This is a genomic window from Agrobacterium deltaense RV3, assembly GCF_900013505.1.
Lineage (GTDB): Bacteria > Pseudomonadota > Alphaproteobacteria > Rhizobiales > Rhizobiaceae > Agrobacterium > Agrobacterium leguminum.
Genome location: NZ_LT009746.1, coordinates 1,537,683 through 1,556,609, shown reverse-complemented (window position 1 = coordinate 1,556,609; position 18,927 = coordinate 1,537,683). Strand labels below are relative to the sequence as shown.

At 60.3% G+C, this 18,927-nt stretch carries 18 protein-coding genes and 1 pseudogene; 10 read left to right on the top strand and 9 right to left on the bottom strand.

Annotation, left to right across the window (positions count from 1 at the left end):
- Positions 1-54 precede the first annotated feature (54 nt).
- The 5 genes and pseudogenes from AGR7B_RS21505 to AGR7B_RS21485 all read right to left on the bottom strand — a co-directional run bounded on the left by AGR7B_RS21505 (position 55) and on the right by AGR7B_RS21485 (position 5,171).
- The gene (locus AGR7B_RS21505) at positions 55-909 is read right to left on the bottom strand and encodes a sugar phosphate isomerase/epimerase family protein (protein ID WP_162934222.1); all 855 of its coding nucleotides are present in this window, start codon (positions 907-909) and stop codon (positions 55-57) included.
- A 129-nt stretch (positions 910-1,038) separates the two neighbouring features.
- Positions 1,039-2,208, bottom strand: a complete 1,170-nt coding sequence (locus AGR7B_RS21500; RefSeq protein ID WP_080857830.1) for a Gfo/Idh/MocA family protein — start codon at positions 2,206-2,208, stop codon at positions 1,039-1,041.
- Between the two features lie 11 nt (positions 2,209-2,219).
- A pseudogene (locus AGR7B_RS21495) lies at positions 2,220-2,477 on the bottom strand (sugar phosphate isomerase/epimerase family protein); the annotation flags it as partial.
- Between the two features lie 74 nt (positions 2,478-2,551).
- Positions 2,552-4,045: a sugar ABC transporter ATP-binding protein gene (locus AGR7B_RS21490; RefSeq protein WP_080857829.1), complete on the bottom strand. Its 1,494-nt coding sequence runs from the start codon at positions 4,043-4,045 to the stop codon at positions 2,552-2,554.
- Positions 4,046-4,148: 103 nt separating this feature from the next.
- Positions 4,149-5,171 (bottom strand): substrate-binding domain-containing protein, encoded by a 1,023-nt coding sequence (locus AGR7B_RS21485; protein ID WP_080857828.1) that lies wholly within the window; start codon positions 5,169-5,171, stop codon positions 4,149-4,151.
- Positions 5,172-5,475: 304 nt separating this feature from the next.
- On the opposite strand from AGR7B_RS21485, the gene AGR7B_RS21480 reads away from it, so the two are divergent.
- On the top strand, positions 5,476-5,871 hold the full coding sequence (locus tag AGR7B_RS21480; protein ID WP_080857827.1) for a (R)-mandelonitrile lyase: 396 nt from the start codon (positions 5,476-5,478) through the stop codon (positions 5,869-5,871).
- Between the two features lie 164 nt (positions 5,872-6,035).
- The gene (locus AGR7B_RS21475; RefSeq protein WP_080857826.1) at positions 6,036-6,914 is read left to right on the top strand and encodes a hypothetical protein; all 879 of its coding nucleotides are present in this window, start codon (positions 6,036-6,038) and stop codon (positions 6,912-6,914) included.
- Positions 6,915-6,929: 15 nt separating this feature from the next.
- Here the strand turns inward: AGR7B_RS21475 and AGR7B_RS21470 are convergent, their stop codons facing one another.
- A complete protein-coding gene (locus tag AGR7B_RS21470) occupies positions 6,930-7,958 on the bottom strand; it encodes a LacI family DNA-binding transcriptional regulator (protein ID WP_080857825.1) in 1,029 nt (342 codons plus the stop codon).
- A 139-nt stretch (positions 7,959-8,097) separates the two neighbouring features.
- Here AGR7B_RS21470 and AGR7B_RS21465 point away from each other — a divergent pair, with 139 nt between their 5' ends.
- The 8 genes from AGR7B_RS21465 (at position 8,098) to AGR7B_RS21430 (ending at position 15,616) form a co-directional block, all read left to right on the top strand.
- Complete coding sequence (locus AGR7B_RS21465; RefSeq protein ID WP_080857824.1) at positions 8,098-9,132, top strand: Gfo/Idh/MocA family protein; 1,035 nt, start codon at positions 8,098-8,100, stop codon at positions 9,130-9,132.
- Between the two features lie 12 nt (positions 9,133-9,144).
- A complete protein-coding gene (locus AGR7B_RS21460; protein ID WP_080857823.1) occupies positions 9,145-10,047 on the top strand; it encodes a sugar phosphate isomerase/epimerase family protein in 903 nt (300 codons plus the stop codon).
- A 62-nt stretch (positions 10,048-10,109) separates the two neighbouring features.
- A complete protein-coding gene (locus tag AGR7B_RS21455; protein ID WP_078053305.1) occupies positions 10,110-11,342 on the top strand; it encodes an ABC transporter substrate-binding protein in 1,233 nt (410 codons plus the stop codon).
- 110 nt (positions 11,343-11,452) lie between these two features.
- Complete coding sequence (locus tag AGR7B_RS21450; protein ID WP_078053306.1) at positions 11,453-12,355, top strand: carbohydrate ABC transporter permease; 903 nt, start codon at positions 11,453-11,455, stop codon at positions 12,353-12,355.
- Positions 12,352-13,179 carry a carbohydrate ABC transporter permease gene (locus AGR7B_RS21445; RefSeq protein ID WP_065655228.1) on the top strand — a complete coding sequence of 276 codons (828 nt, stop codon included), beginning with the start codon at positions 12,352-12,354 and terminating at the stop codon, positions 13,177-13,179. Before AGR7B_RS21450 ends, AGR7B_RS21445 begins: the two co-directional genes overlap by 4 nt.
- Complete coding sequence (locus AGR7B_RS21440; protein ID WP_080857822.1) at positions 13,176-14,261, top strand: ABC transporter ATP-binding protein; 1,086 nt, start codon at positions 13,176-13,178, stop codon at positions 14,259-14,261. Before AGR7B_RS21445 ends, AGR7B_RS21440 begins: the two co-directional genes overlap by 4 nt.
- A gap of 54 nt (positions 14,262-14,315) precedes the next feature.
- Entirely contained in the window at positions 14,316-14,537 is a 222-nt protein-coding gene (locus AGR7B_RS21435) for a hypothetical protein (protein ID WP_080857821.1), read from the top strand.
- A gap of 92 nt (positions 14,538-14,629) precedes the next feature.
- Complete coding sequence (locus AGR7B_RS21430; RefSeq protein WP_080857820.1) at positions 14,630-15,616, top strand: LacI family DNA-binding transcriptional regulator; 987 nt, start codon at positions 14,630-14,632, stop codon at positions 15,614-15,616.
- A gap of 33 nt (positions 15,617-15,649) precedes the next feature.
- Here the strand turns inward: AGR7B_RS21430 and AGR7B_RS21425 are convergent, their stop codons facing one another.
- Genes AGR7B_RS21425 through AGR7B_RS21415 form a run of 3 tightly spaced genes read right to left on the bottom strand, consistent with a single transcriptional unit; the run spans position 15,650 to position 18,837 of the window.
- Positions 15,650-17,335, bottom strand: coding sequence for a metallophosphoesterase family protein (locus AGR7B_RS21425; protein WP_080857819.1), 1,686 nt, complete (start codon positions 17,333-17,335; stop codon positions 15,650-15,652).
- Positions 17,329-17,937, bottom strand: a complete 609-nt coding sequence (locus tag AGR7B_RS21420; protein WP_080857818.1) for a dual specificity protein phosphatase family protein — start codon at positions 17,935-17,937, stop codon at positions 17,329-17,331. Before AGR7B_RS21420 ends, AGR7B_RS21425 begins: the two co-directional genes overlap by 7 nt.
- Before the next feature lie 60 nt (positions 17,938-17,997).
- Entirely contained in the window at positions 17,998-18,837 is an 840-nt protein-coding gene (locus AGR7B_RS21415; protein WP_080857817.1) for an inositol monophosphatase family protein, read from the bottom strand.
- Between the last annotated feature and the right edge of the window lie 90 nt (positions 18,838-18,927).

Sequence of the window (18,927 nt, the reverse complement as noted above, 5' to 3'; positions counted from 1 at the left end):
TGCTCCCCGCCGAAACCGGCCGCCGGGGAGCGGTTCTGGTTTTACTGGCAGTGTTTACTGAATGGTCGGCAGGTGTTCATTGAGGAACGCGTTGCCCTTGGTCACGACGGCTTCAGCATCGAGCGGAAGATCGTGTTCAAGGATGAACCATTTTGCGCCGGCATGTTTGGCCGCCGGCAGGATCGTTTTCCAGTCGAGAACGCCGGTGCCGAGTGTGGCGAAGCCGCGCTCGTTTTCCGCCGTGCCGGCCGGTGCATTGTCCTTGGCGTGGATGGCGAAAACCTTGCCCTTCAACGTGCCGAGGAATTCTGCCGGATCATTGCCGCTGCGCGCCACCCAGGCGACATCAACTTCGGCCTGCAGCTTCGGGCCTGCCGCGTCGAGCAGCAGTTCGAGCGCCGTCTTGCCGTCGAATTTGACCATCTCGAAGTCGTGGTTGTGATAGGCCATGGAGAGGCCTGCTGCGGAAAGCTTGTCCGCGTAACCGCCAAGCTCCTTGCCGAAGGCGGTCCAGCCGGCGGCGTCCTTCGGGCGGTCTTCCGGCTTCAGGAACGGCACAGTCACGACCGGATTGCCGACAGCCTTCTGCTCGGTGATGACCGCATCAAGATTGCCGCGCAGCTTGTCGATCGGCACATGCGAGGAAATGACCTTGATCTTGTGCTTTTCCAGCAATGTGTTCAGTTCGCCGGCACTGACCTTCTGCATGTCCACCGTTTCAACGGCGGAGACGCCGGCGCGGTTGAGAATGGCAAGCTGCTCTTCCAGCGTTCCGGAATTGCGCAGCGTGTACATCTGCGCGGCAATCGGCAGCACCTTGCTGTCATCGGCAAAAACCGGATTTGCGAAACCGGCCGCCAGTCCAACCACGAATGCCATGCCAGCGAATTTTGACTTGAACGTTTTCAAACGCGTAACTCCCTTTCCGTTTGATCAATGTGACGACACGCGTGCCCTCGCCTTTCCCGGCCGTCTGGCCGGGTCATGCCGGGCACCGCCTCCTGTGCCCTGCGTCGTCCGTGCCCGATATTGGGCGAGCTAGATGTCGATCCCGACCCAGGACGAGGTCCGACTGGACCGGACGGCCGCATCGATGAATGCGAGACCCGCAAGGCCGTCCTCTATGCCGGGATAAATCACATCCCCGGCGGCCGTTTTTCCCTCCCTCTTTGCGATGATTGCATCTGCGGCTTCGCGGTAGATCGTCGCAAAACCCTCGAGATATCCTTCCGGGTGCCCTGACGGCACGCGGCTGACGCGGTTGGCGGCATCGCCTGCACCCGCGCCATTGCGGGTGATCAGCCGCTTCGGCTCGCCATAAGGCGTGAACCACAGCTCATCCGGCACCCGGTGGTGCCATTCAAGCCCGCCCTTGTCGCCATAGACCCGGAGCGACAGGGCGTTTTCGTTGCCAACCGCGATCTGGCTCGCCCAGAGCATGCCTTTTGCGCCGCTTGAATAACGAAGCAGAATATTGGCGCTGTCATCCAGCTGTCGGCCCGGAACGAACGACGTCAGATCGGCATAAAGGCTTGTCGGGATTTCACCCGTCACAAAGGCAGCAGCGTTGAAGGCATGGGTTCCGATATCGCCGATTGCCCCGCCAGCGCCGGAACGGCTGGGGTCCGTGCGCCATTCCGCTCCCTTTGCGCCGGTCTTTTCAACGGCTTCGGTCAGCCAGTCCTGCGCATATTCAGCCTGGACATGGCGCAGCTTGCCGATGTCGCCACGCGCCACCATTTCCCGCATCTGCCGCAGCATCGCGTAGCCGGTGTAATTATGCGTCAGGATGAACAGGCTGTCGGATGCCCTGACGATCTCGGCCAGTGCCTTCGCTTCCTCCAGCGTCGCGGTAACCGGCTTGTCGCAGATGACGTGGATACCGGCGTCGAGAAATGCCTTGGACGGGGCGAAATGCAGATGGTTCGGCGTGACGATAGCGACCGCCTCGATGCCGTCCTCCCGACCAGCCTCGGCCGCCGCCATGTCCTCGAATGAAGCATAGGACCGCTCCGGTGCAATGCCGAGCAGGGTCGCCGAAGCGGCAGCACGTGTCGGGTCGGAGGAAAGCGCGCCGGCCACCAGCTCATAACGGTCATCCAGCCGGGCCGCGATGCGGTGCACAGCACCGATAAAGGCGCCCTGACCACCACCGACCATGCCGAGACGGATACGGCGGCTATCGAATTTCTTTGTAGCGGAGGACATGGCTATCCCTTTCAAAGTCCAAGAAGGCGACGATTGGCGGCATCATCGACACCGCTTTTGGCGAAATCGTCGAAAGCCCGTTCGGTCACGCGGATGATATGGTTTTCAATGAAGCCGGCACCTTCGCGCGCGCCGTCTTCCGGATGCTTCAGCGCACATTCCCACTCCAGCACCGCCCAGCCATCGAAGTCATATTGGGTGAGCTTGGAAAAAACCGCGCCGAAATCGACATGCCCGTCGCCAAGCGAGCGGAACCGCCCCGGCCGGTCGTTCACGGCGATGAGAAGCGCCAGTACGACGAGGGTGATGACCCATGGCTGCCTGCGCAGAAAACCGGAGGCGCTCATGCGGCATCTCCATAAGCGGCGCGGGTCATGTTTACGGATGTCATGTCGGCTCCGGTCAGTTCCGCAGAAATGCGTCCACCGTTGAACACAAGAATGCGGTCGGCATATTCGAGGATTTCCGCATCCTCCGAGGAATAAAGAAGGATGGTCGCGCCAGCATCGGCCTGTTGCCGCATCAGGGCGAAGAGATCGGCCTTCGCGCCAAGATCGATGCCCTTGGTCGGATCGTCGAGCAGCAGCAGTTTCGGTGCGGTGGCGAGCCAGCGGGAGATGAAGATTTTCTGCTGGTTGCCGCCCGAAAGCGTGCCGATCGGCATATCGAGGCCGGCAAACTTCGTCTTCATGTCGTTCGCGACCTTCTGCACGCGCGGTTTCAGCGTCGCGGGACGGACCAGCCGCATCTTCTCGCGCACCATCAGCGCCGCGACGAGATTTTCGAAGATCGACCGGCCCTGAAGGGAAGCGTCACGGCCACGGTCGCCAGAGACATAGGCAAAACCACTATGAACCGCCTGCGAAGGCTTGCCGATGGTGATTTCACGACCCTCAAATTGGATTTGGCCTGAGGCAAATGGGTTGGCACCGAAAAGACCCTTCAGCAAGGCCGACTGGCCCTGACCCTGCAGGCCGGCCAGACCGACGATTTCGCCCGGATAGGCTTCGAGAGAGACACCGCGAACGCCCTCACCCGCAACATCCGTAAGCTTCAGGCTCGGCGCAGCAGCCGAACGCCCGTTTTGACGGGCAGGAGCGGCCCGAACATCGCCGACCATGTCATGGACGACGGCCTCACGGGTGGTGGCTGCCGTATCGAGTTCGGAAATCGTCGCGCCGTTGCGCATCACGGTGATGCGGTCGCAGACGGCGAAAACCTCGTCGAGACGATGGGAAATCATGATGGTGGAGACACCATCCGCCTTCTTCGCCCGGAGTATCTCGAAAAAACGCTGGGACTGGCGGCCATCGAGCGCCGCCGTCGCCTCGTCCATGATCATCAGGCTGGCATTCTGCGCGAAGACCTTGAGGATTTCGACAAGCTGGCGCTGATCGGGCGGCAGATTGCCGACAATCGCATCCGGCTCCAGGCCTTCGCCAGCCACGCCATCGAACAGCGCGATCAGCCTCGCCGCTTCGGCCTTCAGGGCTTTGCCGTCGACAAAGATGCCGCGTTTCGGCTCACGGCCGAGGAAAATATTGTCGGCGACCGAAAGCTGCGGAACGAGGCTGAGTTCCTGATAAAACAGCGCAATACCGGCATTTTCGGCGTCCCGCGGGCTTTTGAAGCGCACGTCTTCGCCATTGAACCTGATTGCGCCGCTGGTCGGCGCGACCGCGCCCGCAACGATCTTGCAGAGCGTGCTCTTGCCGCAGCCATTGGCGCCCAGAAGCGCGTGAATTTCACCGCGACCAACCGTCAGCCTGCCGTCGGAAAGCGCGCGTACCGCGCCAAAATTCTTCGTTATGCCGGCCGCTTCCAAAGCGTTCGCCATCGCATGTCCCCGAATAATGCTTGTCACAGGCGGATGGCGAAGGCCCGGTCCGCACTCGAAATTGTGGTTCGGGCCGGCGTTCGCCGCCGACCCGAAACGGCTCTTACTTGAAGAACTCGCCAGCCTGCTCCGGCGTCACGGTCGCCGTGACGGACCAGTAGCCCGGCTTGCCATCGGCAGCCTTGATGTTGTTCGCAAGGTTGTCATTGCTGACGAAGGGGATCGGAATATAGATGGCGTTACCATAGGTGCCGCCGAAAACGCCGTCCTTGAATTCCTTGCCCTGCAGCTTCAGGACCGCGACGTTGAGCGCGCTGGCCATGACACCCGGAGGATTGACCGAAGCGCCGGAATTGAACTTTTCCTTTTCCCAGCGGGTCATGAAGTCCTTGCGGATTTCACCGGTCGCGGCAATGTCCTTGGTCTTGCCGGCGGCTTCGATGGCGCGCCATGCGCCGTCCGCCATGCCGTCCTGCACCCACACGCCGCTGATATCGGGATAGGTGGCGAGCAGGTTCTGCATGGCCTGCTGGCCCTGCGCCTGATCCCAGCTCGCATTGGCTTCGTTCAGCACCTTGATGTCAGGGTATTTCTTGAACACTTCGCGATAACCGGCAACGCGGGCTTCGTTGGCGGGGTTGCCGGCGATGCCGTTGATGGCGACGACGCTTCCCTTGCCCTTCAGCGCATCCGCAAGCCATTGCGCGGATTGCGCCGCCCATGCCTTCTGGTCGATGCCGACATAGATCGCATCCTTAGAGGACACTTCGGCGTCGGTGGCGATAACGAGAATGTTGCGCGCCTTGGCCTGCGCGAAGATCGGATCGAAGGCCGTCGGGCTGCCCGGATTGATGAGGATAGCATCGACGCCCTGGTTCATGAAATTGCGGATATGGCCGATTTGCCCCTGCACATCAACATTGCCGCTCTGAACGACAACCTCAACCTTGACGCCCTTTTCGCCCCACGCTTTGGCGGCAGCCTGAGCCTCTTCGATCATCTGCGTGCGCCATTCGCTGCCGACGAAAGAATTGGAAAGACCGATCTTGAAGCTCTGCTCCTGGGCATGCGCCGACGTGCCCGCCGCCAGCACCATCGCGGCAGCAGCCATCAAATGTCTAAACATGAAATTTGCTCCTCCAAGCACGGTTTTTAACTAATGAAACCGTTTACATCGGCAAATGTAACCGTTTTCATAAACGAGTCAATCCCGAGAATAATTTTTATCGCAGGGTGTGGAACGGTGGCGGATGAGCAGTTCCTACTTACGGAAAAGGCTTGAAAAATCGCGACATGGGCCAAAACCAACGCGGCACGGAGCTTCGGAAAACGCCCTTGGCCGACAGATCACGCCGATTTTCATTTCACTGTGGACAATGGGAGGATTCCCGCTTCAAATCGCCTCGAGTCAGCCATCAGGAGAACGACCAATGGAAATATTGCGCGCAGGAACACGGGCATCGGCGAAAGGCCCGGAGGCATGGTTCACGGGGCAGGTCCGCATCGATCCCCTCTTCAACCCCTTTGATACCGAGCGGGTTCAGGGCGCTCAGGTCACCTTCGAACCCGGCGCCCGCACCGCCTGGCACACCCATCCTCTCGGCCAGACCCTGATTGTGGTTTCCGGCTTTGGCCGGGCGCAGCGCGAAGGCGGCCCGGTGGAGGAAATCCGTCCCGGTGATACCGTCTGGTTCGCGCCGGGCGAAAGGCACTGGCACGGGGCCGCACCCGATGTCGCCATGACCCATATTGCACTTCAGGAGGTCAAGGATGGCAAGGTGGTGGACTGGATGGAACAGGTGACAGATGACCAATATGGCGGCTGACGCGGCAGCGCAGTCCGAAGGCTGATCCTGCGGACCGTGAGTGTGCCTCTGCCCTGCACCGCGACTGCTGGAACGCTAAAAAACATCAACGGCGATATGGCCGGAATGATATATGCCGGTGTAAAACCCCCTCGTCCTGTCGATGGAAACCTTGGGGGTATTGAATGAATTCCGGGCGTCGTGGCGTTCTCGCATTTCTGGGCGGCCTTGTGCTGGCAAGGCCGTCTCTCGGCGCAGCATCGGGCAAGCCTGCGGCTTTTGCCGAATCCCGTTCCGAATACAAACCCCGGCATATCCTCTGCTTTCTTGGCACGAAAAATGGGCTGGCGGCGCTGCGGAAGAGCGCCCGCGCCGCCATCGATGATTTTGCGCCCGATTTCAGTCTCGACGAGGATTATTCACAGGATGAGGCGGACGACCGGATGGAACGTTCGTTCAATGTCTGCTGGGATCGCGTCGACCCCGATGCCTACCAGCCGGAGGATGAGGCAGCCGTCGCCACGCACGGCTCGGTTCTTTATGTGCTCAGCCCATCCATGGATGCCGAAACAGCCGTGAAGACATCCGCAAACGCCCTCAGATTCGTACAGCACATGCTCGATCACGGCGCTGTCGCCGTGAAGGGTGAAAGTGCGGGCGTCGCCCATGGCGCAAGGCGCTGGAAGCAGCTTTACGAGCAGTCGCGTGGCGAGGCGGCGGCCGATGACGGGATGGCGCTTGCCAGAACCTGTCGTCTGGCTTTCGCACGCCGCCCCATAGGAGACGATGCCGAAGGCATGACGAGCGTCGGGTTTCACCTGATCGGCTTGCCCGATGTGCAGGTGCGCTTCACCAAAAAAGACGGGGATGAACCGTCTACCAACGCCGAACAGCTGAAGATAGCCGCGTTGATAGACGATATCGCCGAGCAAATGGCGCGTGAAGGCGTTGAAGCCACTCTGAAGGGCCGTCGCGCCTCCCTCGCCGACGACACACGGTATGAGGAGGACGAATATAAATTCAATCCTTTCGGCGTCGTGAGCGTTGATGGCCTCAAGCTTTAACGCCCGCCTGCGGCCTTATGGGGCAGGATCGCTCTCGCCGGCCACCAGAAGCATGGGCCACACGCAATGGCGGGCCTGATTGGGGTAAAAGGGCGCGTAGGCCGGCATGGTCGATAGCAGCGTCTGGGCCACCGTCACGCCGAGATCATGCAGGGACATGCGGAAACTGGTCAGCCGAGGTTCCAGAAACTGGCCGCGCGGGCCATCGCGGAAGCCGATGACGGCGAGATCGCGCCCCGGTTTCAGCCCCACTTCCGCAAGCCGGCGATAAAGACCGACCGCCATCAATTCGTAGATCAGCACGATCGCCGTTGGCCGGGGCCGCATCTGCAGCCACTCGCTGGCGGCATGATAACCGCCCTGCTCGCTCGATTTCGCGCGGATGACCAGCGAGGAATCGTAAGCGATGCCATTGTCTTCCAGCGCGCGCCTGTATCCTTCGAGAAAAACGTAACCGAGATTGATATCGCTGTCGGGCACCGCCACCGCAATCGAACGATGACCGGCAGCGGCAAGGCGGTCGACCGCATTTTTCGCGACGCCCTCGAAATCGAGATCGATCCAGGCGTGAGTGTCGCTGGAAGCGGTCCGTCCGAGCGCCACGAAAGGCAGCCGGGTCTGCTTCAGGAAATCCACACGTTTGTCTATCCGTCGCGTCGCGGAAATGATCATCGCATCCACCATGCGGCGCGCCACCATGCGCTTCAGATATTCATCCGGATCCTCTTCCCCCGGACAGGGCAGAACGATGAGATCGAGATTATGTCCGGAAAACACGCTTTGCAGACCGTCCGTCACACCGAGGAAAAAGTTGTCGGAGTTCTCCACGGTCTGCGCGTCGCTGCCGGTCATCAGGCCGATGACATTGGTGGTTCCCTGCCTGAGGCTACGGCCGGACTGGTTGGCGACATAACCCAGCTTTTCCGCCGCTTCCAGAACACGCCGCCGCGTTTCTTCGTTCACATCCGGCTTGCCGTTCAGGGCACGGGAAACAGTGCCTATCGATATCTCCAGATAATCGGCAAGCTGACGAATTCCTTTCATGCACTCCCCTCCCAGGCCCGGCGCGCAATCGACGCGCCCCTTAACGGTCTTGACATATCTAACATCATCGGCATAGTCTCGTAAACGTTTACGACACTCTGCGCAAAGAGGAGTTTGCGAAAGAGTCCGGGGAGATGAGATGACATTCAATGCCGTTTTATGCGGGTGCGGAGCCATGGCCAAAGGCTGGCTGCGCGCCATTCAATCCACGCCGGAAATCGCCGGCGCGATCCGGATCGCCGGGGTGGTCGACCTGAACGAGAACACGGCACGCGCGCTTGCCGAGGAATTCGCCCTTACCGACGCGGTCATCGGCACGGATCTGCGCGAGGTTCTCGCTGAAACGAAAGCCGACATCCTTTTTGATATCGTCATCCCACAGGCACGCTTCGCCGTGGTTGAGGCCGGTCTTGAGGCCGGGTGCCATGTGCTCAGCGAAAAGCCGCTTGCCGCCTCGATGGAGGAAGCCGCCACGCTGGTCGAACTGGCGAAAAAGGCCGGTAAAATTCATGCCGTGGTGCAAAATCGGCGGTTTGTGGCGGGAATCCGGCGGCTGCGCCGCGCGCTGGAAGACGGCGTCATCGGCGATTTGACGGCCATCCATTGCGATTTCTTCCTTGGGCCGCATTTCGGCGGCTTCCGCGAGGAGATGAAAAACGTCCTGCTTCTCGACATGGCGATCCACACGTTCGACGCGGCCCGTTTTGTCGCCAATGAAAAACCCCTCTCCGTCTTCTGCGTGGAGAAGAACCCGGCCGGCTCATGGTATGCCCATGGCGCAAGCGCCAACGCCATTTTCGAGTTCTCGAATGATGTCGTCTTCACCTATCGCGGCTCCTGGTGCGCTGAAGGCGAGCGGACCAGCTGGGAAGCGCGCTGGCGACTGATCGGCTCGAAGGGCATGATCCTCTGGGATGGCGAAAACAATTTCTCCGCCTCCGTGGCCGGCGACGAACAGGGGCTTCTGCGTGGGTCTAGAACCGTAAACGTTTCCGACGCCGTTTCCGAGAAGGATACGCGTGGCCATGCCAGCGTCATTCTCTCGTTCCTCGAATCCATCCGCACGGGTGAGATGCCGGAAACGGCCTCCTTCGACAACATCAACAGCCTTGCCATGGTGATCGGCGCGATTGAAAGCGCCCGCCTCGGCCAGCGTGTTTCCATTGCAGCATAAGGACTGAAAGACGTGAGCAATCCGGCAACATCCATCCGCATCGGCACCATGGTCAGCGCCACCAAGGGACAGGCGGCCGAGCGCATCGGCCAGATCGCCGATCTCGGCTTTGAAAGCTTCGAGCCGTTCTTCTGGCAGACGACCAACGGCCAGGACCTTGCCGAACTCGGCAAGCGCTGCCGCGAGGCGATCGGCGAGCGCGACATCACCATCAGCACGCTCGGAATGTTCGGCAATCCGCTGGAAGAAACCGACATCGACCTTGAGACATTGCAGGGCTGGAAAGACTGCATCGACAATGCCCATCATTTCGGCGCGACCTGCGTTGCGGGGTTTACCGGCCGGCTGCGCGGCAGGCCGCTGCCGGAAAGCCTTCCCCGATACAGGCAAATCTGGAGCGAGCTTGCAAAACGCGCCGCCGACAAGGGCGTGAAGATCGCCTTTGAAAACTGCGCCATGGATGGCAACTGGCAGACCGGCGACTGGAACATCGCGCACAATCCCGACGCATGGGAACTGATCTTCAACGAAACGCCGGACGAGCATATCGGCATCGAGTGGGAACCCTGCCATCAGATGGCCTATCTGATCGATCCGCTGCCGCAGATCCGCAAATGGGCGGACAAGATTTTTCATGTGCACGGCAAGGACGCGACCATCCGCTGGGACGTCATTCGCGAGCACGGCATTTTCGGCAAGGAAAAATTCGTCTTCATGCGCACGCCGGGCTTCGGCGACAGCAACTGGACGGACATTATTTCCGAACTGCGCCTCGCCGGCTGGTCCGGCTCCATTGATATCGAGGGCTGGCATGACCCCGTCTATCGCGATGCGCTGGAAATGACGGGCCAGGTGCATGGCCTGAACTATCTGAAAAAATGCCGCGGCGGCGATTTCGTCGTCGATCCGACATAACGGAAGCCTTTTGGGAGAAGGTTTTCGAAAATTGCAGAGACGATAACCAAGAGGAGGAGATTATGGGTATCGCGAAATGCATGATGGCCGGCGCATTTCTGCTGGCGGGCGTATCCGCCGGCGCTATTGCGGCGCAGGCAGAAGATGTGACGTTGACCCTCTGGTCGCTGGATCGCGATATCCAGCCGGCGCCGAACCTCATCAAGGAGTTCAACGCGCTGAATAACGGCATCAAGATCGAATACCGGCAATTGCAGTTCGATGATGTGGTGAGCGAATCCATGCGCGCCTATTCCACCGGCAATGCGCCCGACATCATCGCCATCGACAACCCCAACCACGCCATGTTCGCCGCACGCGGCGCCTTTCTCGATGTGACCGACATGATCGCCAAGTCGGATGTCATCAAGACGGAGAATTATTTTCCGGGACCGCTGAAATCGGTGATGTGGGACGGCAAATATTTCGGCGTGCCGAAGGCCACGAACACGATTGCGCTTTATTACAACAAGGACCTGTTCAAGGCCGCAGGGCTCGATGCGGCAAAACCGCCGCAGACCTGGGATGAGCTGGTGGAAGCGGCGCGCAAGCTGACCGACCCCTCGAAGAATATTTACGGCATCAGCTTCAGCGCCAAGGCGAATGAAGAAGGCACCTTCCAGTTCCTGCCCTGGGCGCAGATGGCGGGCGCGACCTACAAGAACATCAATACCGAGGGTGCCGTCAAAGCACTCGAAACGTGGAAGCTGATGCTGGATGAAAAGCTGGCATCGCCGGATACGCTGACGCGCAGCCAGTGGGATTCCACCGCTACCTTCAACGCCGGCAACGCCGCCATGGTCATTTCCGGCCCATGGGAAATCGACCGCATGCTGAAGGACGCCAAGTTTGACTGGGGTGTCGCTTTGCTGCCGGTGCCCACACCCGACGCCCCGCGATCTTCGGCCATGGGCGACTATAACTGGGCGATCTTCTCCAAGACGAAACATCCGGAAGAGGCCTTCAAGGCAATCGAGTTCTTCGCCTCAAAGGACAAGGACATGTTCAAGAACTTCGGCCAGTTGCCAGCGCGCTCGGATATTCCGGTTCCGCCCACGGGCAATGCGTTGAAGGATGAGGCGCTGAAGACCTTCGTGGAACAGCTGAAATATGCGCAGCCGCGCGGCCCCTCGCCCGAATGGCCGAAGATTTCCAAGGCGATTCAGGATGCCATTCAGGGTGCGCTTTCGGGCCAGATGACGCCGAAAGCCGCGCTCGATCAGGCCGCTGAAAAGATAAAGCTGGTCGAAGGCTGATCCGGGCGGGCGGCCGGGTTCTCCGGCCTCCACCCAAGGAGTTCCTCCCGGTGGGGCTGCCTGCCGCGACAAGCGGCGGCGGCCCCGACTGGAGCTTGCGAGGATGTTTCATGAAAAAACTGTTTTCCAGCGTCAGTGACGGTCGCGGTTTCGATATCGTCCTTGTCGCCTTTCCTTTGGGCTTCCTGTTCGTCATGGCGGGGCTGCCGCTCATCTACAACATCGTCATGAGTTTTCAGGAAGTCGACATGTTCAGCCTGGGCACCTTCGTGCGCCCCTTCGTCGGCTTCAAGAACTACATCGATCTGTTCCGGCAGCCGGAAACATTGCCGATCCTTTTCAACACCGTCACCTTTGTCGTGGCCTCGATTGCCGGGCAATTCGCTATCGGCTTCGGTCTGGCGCTGTTCTTCTGGGTCAATTTTCCCGGCGCCACCTGGCTGCGCGGTCTTTTTCTCGTGTCCTGGGTCATGCCCGGCCTCGTGGTGGGCGCGATCTGGAACTGGATCCTCTCGGGCGATTTCGGCGTGTTGAATTTCTTCCTGCGGGAAAGCGGCCTGATATCGGGCAATATCTTCTGGCGCTCCGATGCGAATTTTTCGCTCTGGGCCGTCGTCATCGCCAATATCTGGCTCGGCACGTCCTTCAACATGATCCTGCTTTCCGTCGGCCTCGCCTCCATCCCCGGCGATCTCTATGAAGCCGCGGAGCTGGACGGCGCCAATGCCTGGCAGCGCTTCCACACCATCACCCTGCCGATGATGCGATCCACCATCGGCGCGATCGTTTCGCTCGGGCTGATCTTTACGCTGCAGCAATTCGATCTTTTCGCCGCCATTACCGATGGCGGGCCGAACAACAGCTCCAACGTGGCACAATATTGGGCCTGGGACCTGTCCTTCCGGCAATATGATTTCGGCAAGGGCGCCACGATCTCCGTCATCATGATCGTTTTCGTCATGCTGGCCTCCATCGTTTATGTGCGCTCCACACGGCATGAGGTGCGCGGATGAGCATCACGACCCGCAACCGTCTGATGCTGGCCATCGCCATCGTGCTCGCCATCATCTACCTCTTCCCGCTTTACTGGATGTATCTGACCTCGCTCAAAAGCGGCTCGGAAATGTTCGCCAATCCGCCCGCCTTCTGGCCCACGGACCCGCAATGGCAGACCTATGCCTATGTCTGGAACAGCCGCAACATGGGCCGATACCTGTGGAATTCGGTGCTGATCGCCTCCAGCGCAGTGCTGCTGATCACCATTCTCGGCGTCGGCTGTGCCTATGTGCTGGCGCGCTATCGCAATGTCTGGGTGGATATCGGCCTGTTCCTCATCCTCATGCTGCAGGTTCTGCCGGCATCGCTGATGATCACGCCAATCTTCGTCGGCTTCTCGCAATTCGGGCTTCTGGATTATCCGCGCCTGTCGGTCATCCTCGCCATTGCGGCGAAAAGCATGCCCTTTTTCGTGGTGCTTGTGCGCGCCACCTTCATGGCCGTGCCGCAGGAACTGGAAGAGGCCGCACTTGTGGATGGCAATTCCCGGGTCGGCGCTTTCTTCAACATCGTTCTGCCGCTTGCCCGAAACGGCATTCTCGTCAGCGCCATCCTCATTTTCATGCAGGCCTTCGGTGAATTCGTCTATTCGAAATCGATGATCCAGGCGGCCGAATTGCAGCCAGCGAGTGTCGGCCTCAATTCCTTCATGGGCCCCAATACCAGCGAATGGAACAACATCATGGCCTATGCGACCATGTATGTGACGCCCATTCTCGCCCTCTTCATTCTCTTGCAGCGCCGCATCGTTTCCGGCCTGACCTCAGGAGCGCTCAAATGACCCTTCAGATCGAACTTTCCGGCGTCAACAAATATTACGGCGCCTTCCATGCGCTGAAGAACATCAACCTTTCCATCAAGAAGGGCACTTTCGTCGCACTTGTCGGCCCGTCGGGCTGCGGCAAATCCACCCTTCTGCGCTCGCTCGCCGGGCTGGAGACCATATCGGCCGGCGACATGCGCATTGCCGGCACGCTCATGAACGGCGTGCCGCCGCGCAAGCGCGATGTGGCTATGGTGTTCCAATCCTATGCACTCTACCCGCATATGACCGTGGAGGAAAATCTCACCTATTCGCTGCGTATGCGCGGCGTCGCCAAGGCCGAGGCCCGCAAGGCGGCGGAAGAAGTTGCGGCCACGACCGGTCTTTCAAAGCTGATGAAGCGTTATCCGCGCGAACTTTCCGGCGGCCAGCGCCAGCGCGTGGCCATGAGCCGGGCGATCGTCCGCAACCCGCAGGCCTTTCTGTTCGATGAGCCGCTTTCCAATCTCGATGCGGCGCTGCGCGTCCACATGCGCAAGGAAATCCGCGCACTGCACGATCGCCTGCATGCCACTTCGGTCTATGTCACGCATGACCAGATCGAAGCGATGACCATGGCCGATCATGTCGTCGTCATGCGTGACGGCGTGATCGAGCAGCAGGGCACGCCACTGGAACTATACGACCGCCCGGTCAATCGTTTCGTGGCCGGCTTCATCGGCTCGCCGGCCATGAATTTCATTCCGGCGACCGTCAGCCCGGATGGCGCATCCCTTCAGCTCAGCTTCGGCGAAGGCGAACCGCAGCAATCGATCAGGAATCCGGCCTCCCTGCCGCCCGGCAAGGATGTGATCGTCGGCATCAGGCCGGAACATATCCGACCGGCCGCAGCAGCCGGGGCGGCATTGACGCTGCCGGTTTCCGCGGTGGAGACAACCGGTTCGGCGACCTTCCTCACAACGGGAACCACCACCGAACTGGTCATCGCGGTGCAGGGACGCAGCGCAGTCAAAGCAGGTGAAACGATCGGCCTCGACATCGACCCGTCCGATATGCATTTGTTCGATGCGGAAACAGGCGTCGGCCTCCTGACCCGCTGAGCGGCGGTTTTGCCGGCTGTTTCCTCCGCCGGCAAACACGAAGCGTGGAGTCGAATGACCATAAACGGGAAAACAGTATTCCTTATCGGCGCAGCCATCCTCGCCGGTCTTGTGGTCATCGAGCTCAAGGATGTCCACATCGCCATCGGGGAACGCGCCATGGGAGGTTATGACGGTTCGAGCAACCCGGAAGCGGCCTCCCGCGCCGAGCGGGAAGCAAAGGAGGCCGCCGCGCGTGCCGAGGCCGCGGCAGGCGCGCTGGAACCGCAAAACTGACCGCGACCACAGCACCCGAAATATTTCGATTGGAATAGTCGCTGCAATCTGACCTGTGCTATCAGACAGGTGGATTCGCAACGGGGGATTGAATGGCGAAAGGGTTCGTAACGGCCGAAGAAGTAGCAAAAAAGGCGGGTGTCTCACGCTCCGCCGTTTCACGCACCTTCACTCCCGGCGGCAGCGTATCCAAGGCCGTCCGACGCAGGGTGTTGAAAGCTGCGCAGGAACTTGGCTATCGCGTCAACCGTTTGGCGCAGGGCCTCAATAACGACCGCTCCAACCTCGTTGGTGTTGTCGGGGCCAATCTCAGTTCTCCCTTCATTTCGAAACAGCTCGATTTCCTCAGCATCGGTCTCTTGCGCCGTGGCCTGCAATGCCTGCTGCTGAATGCGGCAGATGCGCGCAAGGACATCGCGCCGCTCATCGAGCGTCTCTTCGAATTCCGCGCGCAGGCCATCATCGTTCTTTCCGGTGAACCTCCGGCCTCTATTATCGACGAATGCATCGCCAACGGCGTGCGCCTCATCCTCATCAACCAGCATGTGGACCGCACCGATACGAATATGGTGCTGAGCGACGATTCTCACGGCGCCAACCTGGCCGCCATGCGGCTTCTGGCTGCCAGATGCGGAAAGGTTGCGGTTGTCTCCAGCGGCAGCCAGACGCCCGCGCAGTTGCGCCGCGTCAACGCTTTCACCGAGCGCATGACCATGGAGGGTATCCAGGTAATTCCATGGTGCGGCGGCCCCACCAGCTATGACAGTGGCTATCAGGCCGGCCGAGAATTGCTCGCGGACAGGACCATCGACGGCGCCTTCTGTGTCACTGATCTGCTGGCACTTGGTTTCATGGACGCCGCCCGGCTGGAAATGGGCCGCCGGGTGCCGGAAGATATCTCGATTGTCGGTTTCGACGATATTCCGCAGGCCAGCTGGAAAAGCTACCAGCTGACGACCGTTGCCCAGTCTTTCGACGCGCTGACCGAGAAGGTTTTGACCGCGCTCGATAGCGATGAGCCGGAAACCCGGCTTCATGTCGTGCCCGTTTCCATGGTCGAGCGCATCACCGCGCGCTAGACCAAATGTCCTTCGGGGCGAAAAATCTTCAGGTCAAACCGCAAGCCATTCATGCTGCGGTACAAGCCCAAGTTTCAGATCGCGCGGGCTGCTTTCGGCACGCTCGAGAAACAGGCCGAGGGCTCCGAAGAAGATTTCGAGAAAGCTCTCGACCGAACCATCGTGACGATCCGGCTCGCGGCCGAAGCGCTCCGCCAGCGTTCGATAAAGGGAAAGCCGTTGCGGCGCGATGTGCGGCAGCGCCAGGCCAGCGCCCTGGCGCAGGCAATACCAGTCGGCAATCAGCTCGAACATCGGCAAGTCCAAGGAGAGGACAGCAGCATCAGACGAAGATCGGCCTTCCCCTCCAAGCAGGCCGAAAACCTCCCGAACGCTTTTATCGGCGATTGCCGTGACGACCTCGGCCGGCCATTCCTTGGCGAAATAACGGTGCCTGATCAGCGCCCGCTTGTGGCCCAGCAGAAATTCACCGTAATTGCCGGCGGCAAAAGCTACGTCGTTTGCCTCGCCCGCCAGTGCGGTTTCCTGTGCATAGCCATCGCAAATGCGGCCATTGACCGGCAGCGCGGCCATCTCCACCGTCTCGACAAGGATTGCCTGCCGCGACGGGTGGACGACCTTGAAGGCGGGCGGAAAGGCGACGAGCGACGGCACGGCGATATTGGTGAGCGAATTTTCGCCCTCCCCGCGCCGGGTCACGCCTTCCACGTGCAGGTGCCCGCTGAAATGGACGGCAAGCCCGGCCTGTAACAGCGCATCCTCCACCGCCTTGCGCGGCGTGCGGCGCACGACATTGGTTTCACCGAACAGGGCGCCTTCCGCACCGCTTGCACCATCGAAAGGATCGAGCGCCGGATAGTGGGAAAAGCCGAGCAATGTCTTGCCATGCAGCTCCGCCCTGCGGCGCACATCAGCGATCCAGTCGATGAGGAAGGGCTTGCAGCGCAAAAGCGCATTCCAGCCACCGGAGGTGCTGTCGATAAAAGCCGCCTCCTCGCCCGCTTCGAACTCACCATCGAGCGGCTCGAAAATATTGGCGTCGATCATGAGAAGCCACAGGCCCGTCTCCGGCTCGACCAGATAGGAGGCATCCATCAGGCGGTAAACATTGCGCCCATCGGGTGAACACACCGCGTACAGCCGGTCCTCCGGCGCATCGGAAACACCAAAAGGGGTTTCCCAATGCAGATAATCCGGCTGGCGGAAATAACCGAAAACCGCCATAGGGCAAAGGCCTGCAGGATAGCCTTCGCAATACATCCCGTCGTTCACGACGACGCGCTCACCGGCCCGCCGCGCATCGCTTGAAACGGAAAGGCATTTGCCGTTCTCCGTCAAAAACTCCTTGGTATGGTGCCGGCCGCGCGGTCCGAAAATATCGTGGTTTCCGGGCAATGCGTAGAAGGCCGTGCCGTGGACGTCGCTGTGGCGTTGCAGGATGTTCTTCAGCGTTTCAGTCGTCACCCGCTGGCCATCATCGGTATAGTCGCCAAGCAGAACCACATGGCGAATGCCGCGCTGCCGCACCTCTTCCAGCGCCGCATGCAATGCATCGGCGCTTTCATTGAAAACCCGGGTGGATTCACGCGTATCCGACCAGCTGCGCATGGTGATGCGCTGGCCATCGATTTCGATGCCGGGAAATCCGAAATCGGCTGCCGTGTCATGGAAATGCGCGTCTGCGATGACGGCAACGGAGGGAAGCGTGCGTGTCAGCATGGTTGAGTGGTCTTTCTGCCCTCGACCATGTCGATCCAGTCGGAAGCACGGCGGGCGGCGGCGTAAAGCATCGGTTTCGGCGTCTCGAACCATTGGTCAGGCCGCAATTCCCCTTTCGTGCGGATCACGGCCAGCGCATCGTCGAGGGTCGGATAGAGATCCGGCTGCTGCTTGTGCAGGAAAAGCGCCACCAGTGAGACTGAACGGCTGCGGCCGCTGCGGCAATTGACGAGCACATTGCCGCCATCGGCAAAGGGATAGGTTTCCCGCTTCGGCATGGTCTGTCGAAGCGCGCCGTCGAGAATGTAATAGGCGCCCAGCATCATGGTGTCGGGGCTGCCCTCGCCATCGATAAGGCCGAGCTTGTAATAACGGATATCGCCATAACCCACGGCGCGCCTGTCGCCCTCTTCCTCCGCCGCCTGCACGAGATTTATATCAAGATTGACGGCGCAATTGACGACGGTGGTGATGCCATGCCGGCGCAGGAGCCCGAGATCGCTCGCACCATCGCTGCCGCCAATGTAAAGCGCGGCATTGTGCGGGCCGAGCCCTTCCGCAATCAGGCTGATTGCAGGCCGGGCATAAACGGGTCCATCCATTTCATTCCTCCACATGCATGAAGCACGAGGCCCCCTCTGCAAAAGGGCCTCCGCCATGAATCACGCCGATGCCGCCCGCGGACGATCCGACAGCTGCCGCGCGGCCAGCGCTATATTCGATGCCTGGCTGACGCCTTTGGCAACACCGGCGGCTGCGGCCAGCACCGGCCCGCCCTCCCTGAGACTGCCGATCTCCAGAAAAGGGCACACATCGCCGCCAGCTTCGCTGACCAGTAGCAGCCCTGCAAGACAATCCCATGAATTCATATGCAATTCGAGATAGCCATCGGAACGGCCATCAGCCACATAGGCAAGCGCCAGCGCGCCGGAGCCGGCGCGGCGGACATTGGCGCCCATGTCGAGCAGGTTCCTGACGACATCGAGATAGGCCGCATTCGCGATACGGGTGGACCACCCCATCTCGATCGAAGCGGCATCGAAGCGCTCCGTTTCCGCAGTCCGGATCGGCTGACCGTTGCGCGTCGCTCCCTCGCCGCGGCGAGCAAAATAAAGCTCGCCAAGGGCGGGATTATAGATCGCCCCGATTTCGGTCTGGCCGTTTTCGACATAGGCGATGGAGATGCAGAAATGCGGAATGCCACGGGCAAAATTGGCGGTGCCATCGATTGGATCCACGACCCAGACGCGCTCACCGATCTCACCGCCGCCCTCTTCCCCGAAAAAACTGTCTTCCGGGAAAGCGGCCGTGATCGCGCCGCGAATATGCGCTTCGGAGGCAGCATCTGTCACCGTTAGAAAATCCTGCGGCCCCTTCATCGAAAAGCTGCGCGTCGCCTCGCCCTGAAAACCTTTCAGCACCAGTTCGCCGGCGGAAAGAATAACGCTGCGGCACAATTCGGCACGCGCCGCCAATGTATCGGGATAGTGGATCGAATCCATGCGCAAGAACCATTTCTCAAAGTTTGAACACGCGTTCATATTGCACGCGCGTTCAAACTTTTCAAGGCGCATTGAAAGGGAGCTAACGGA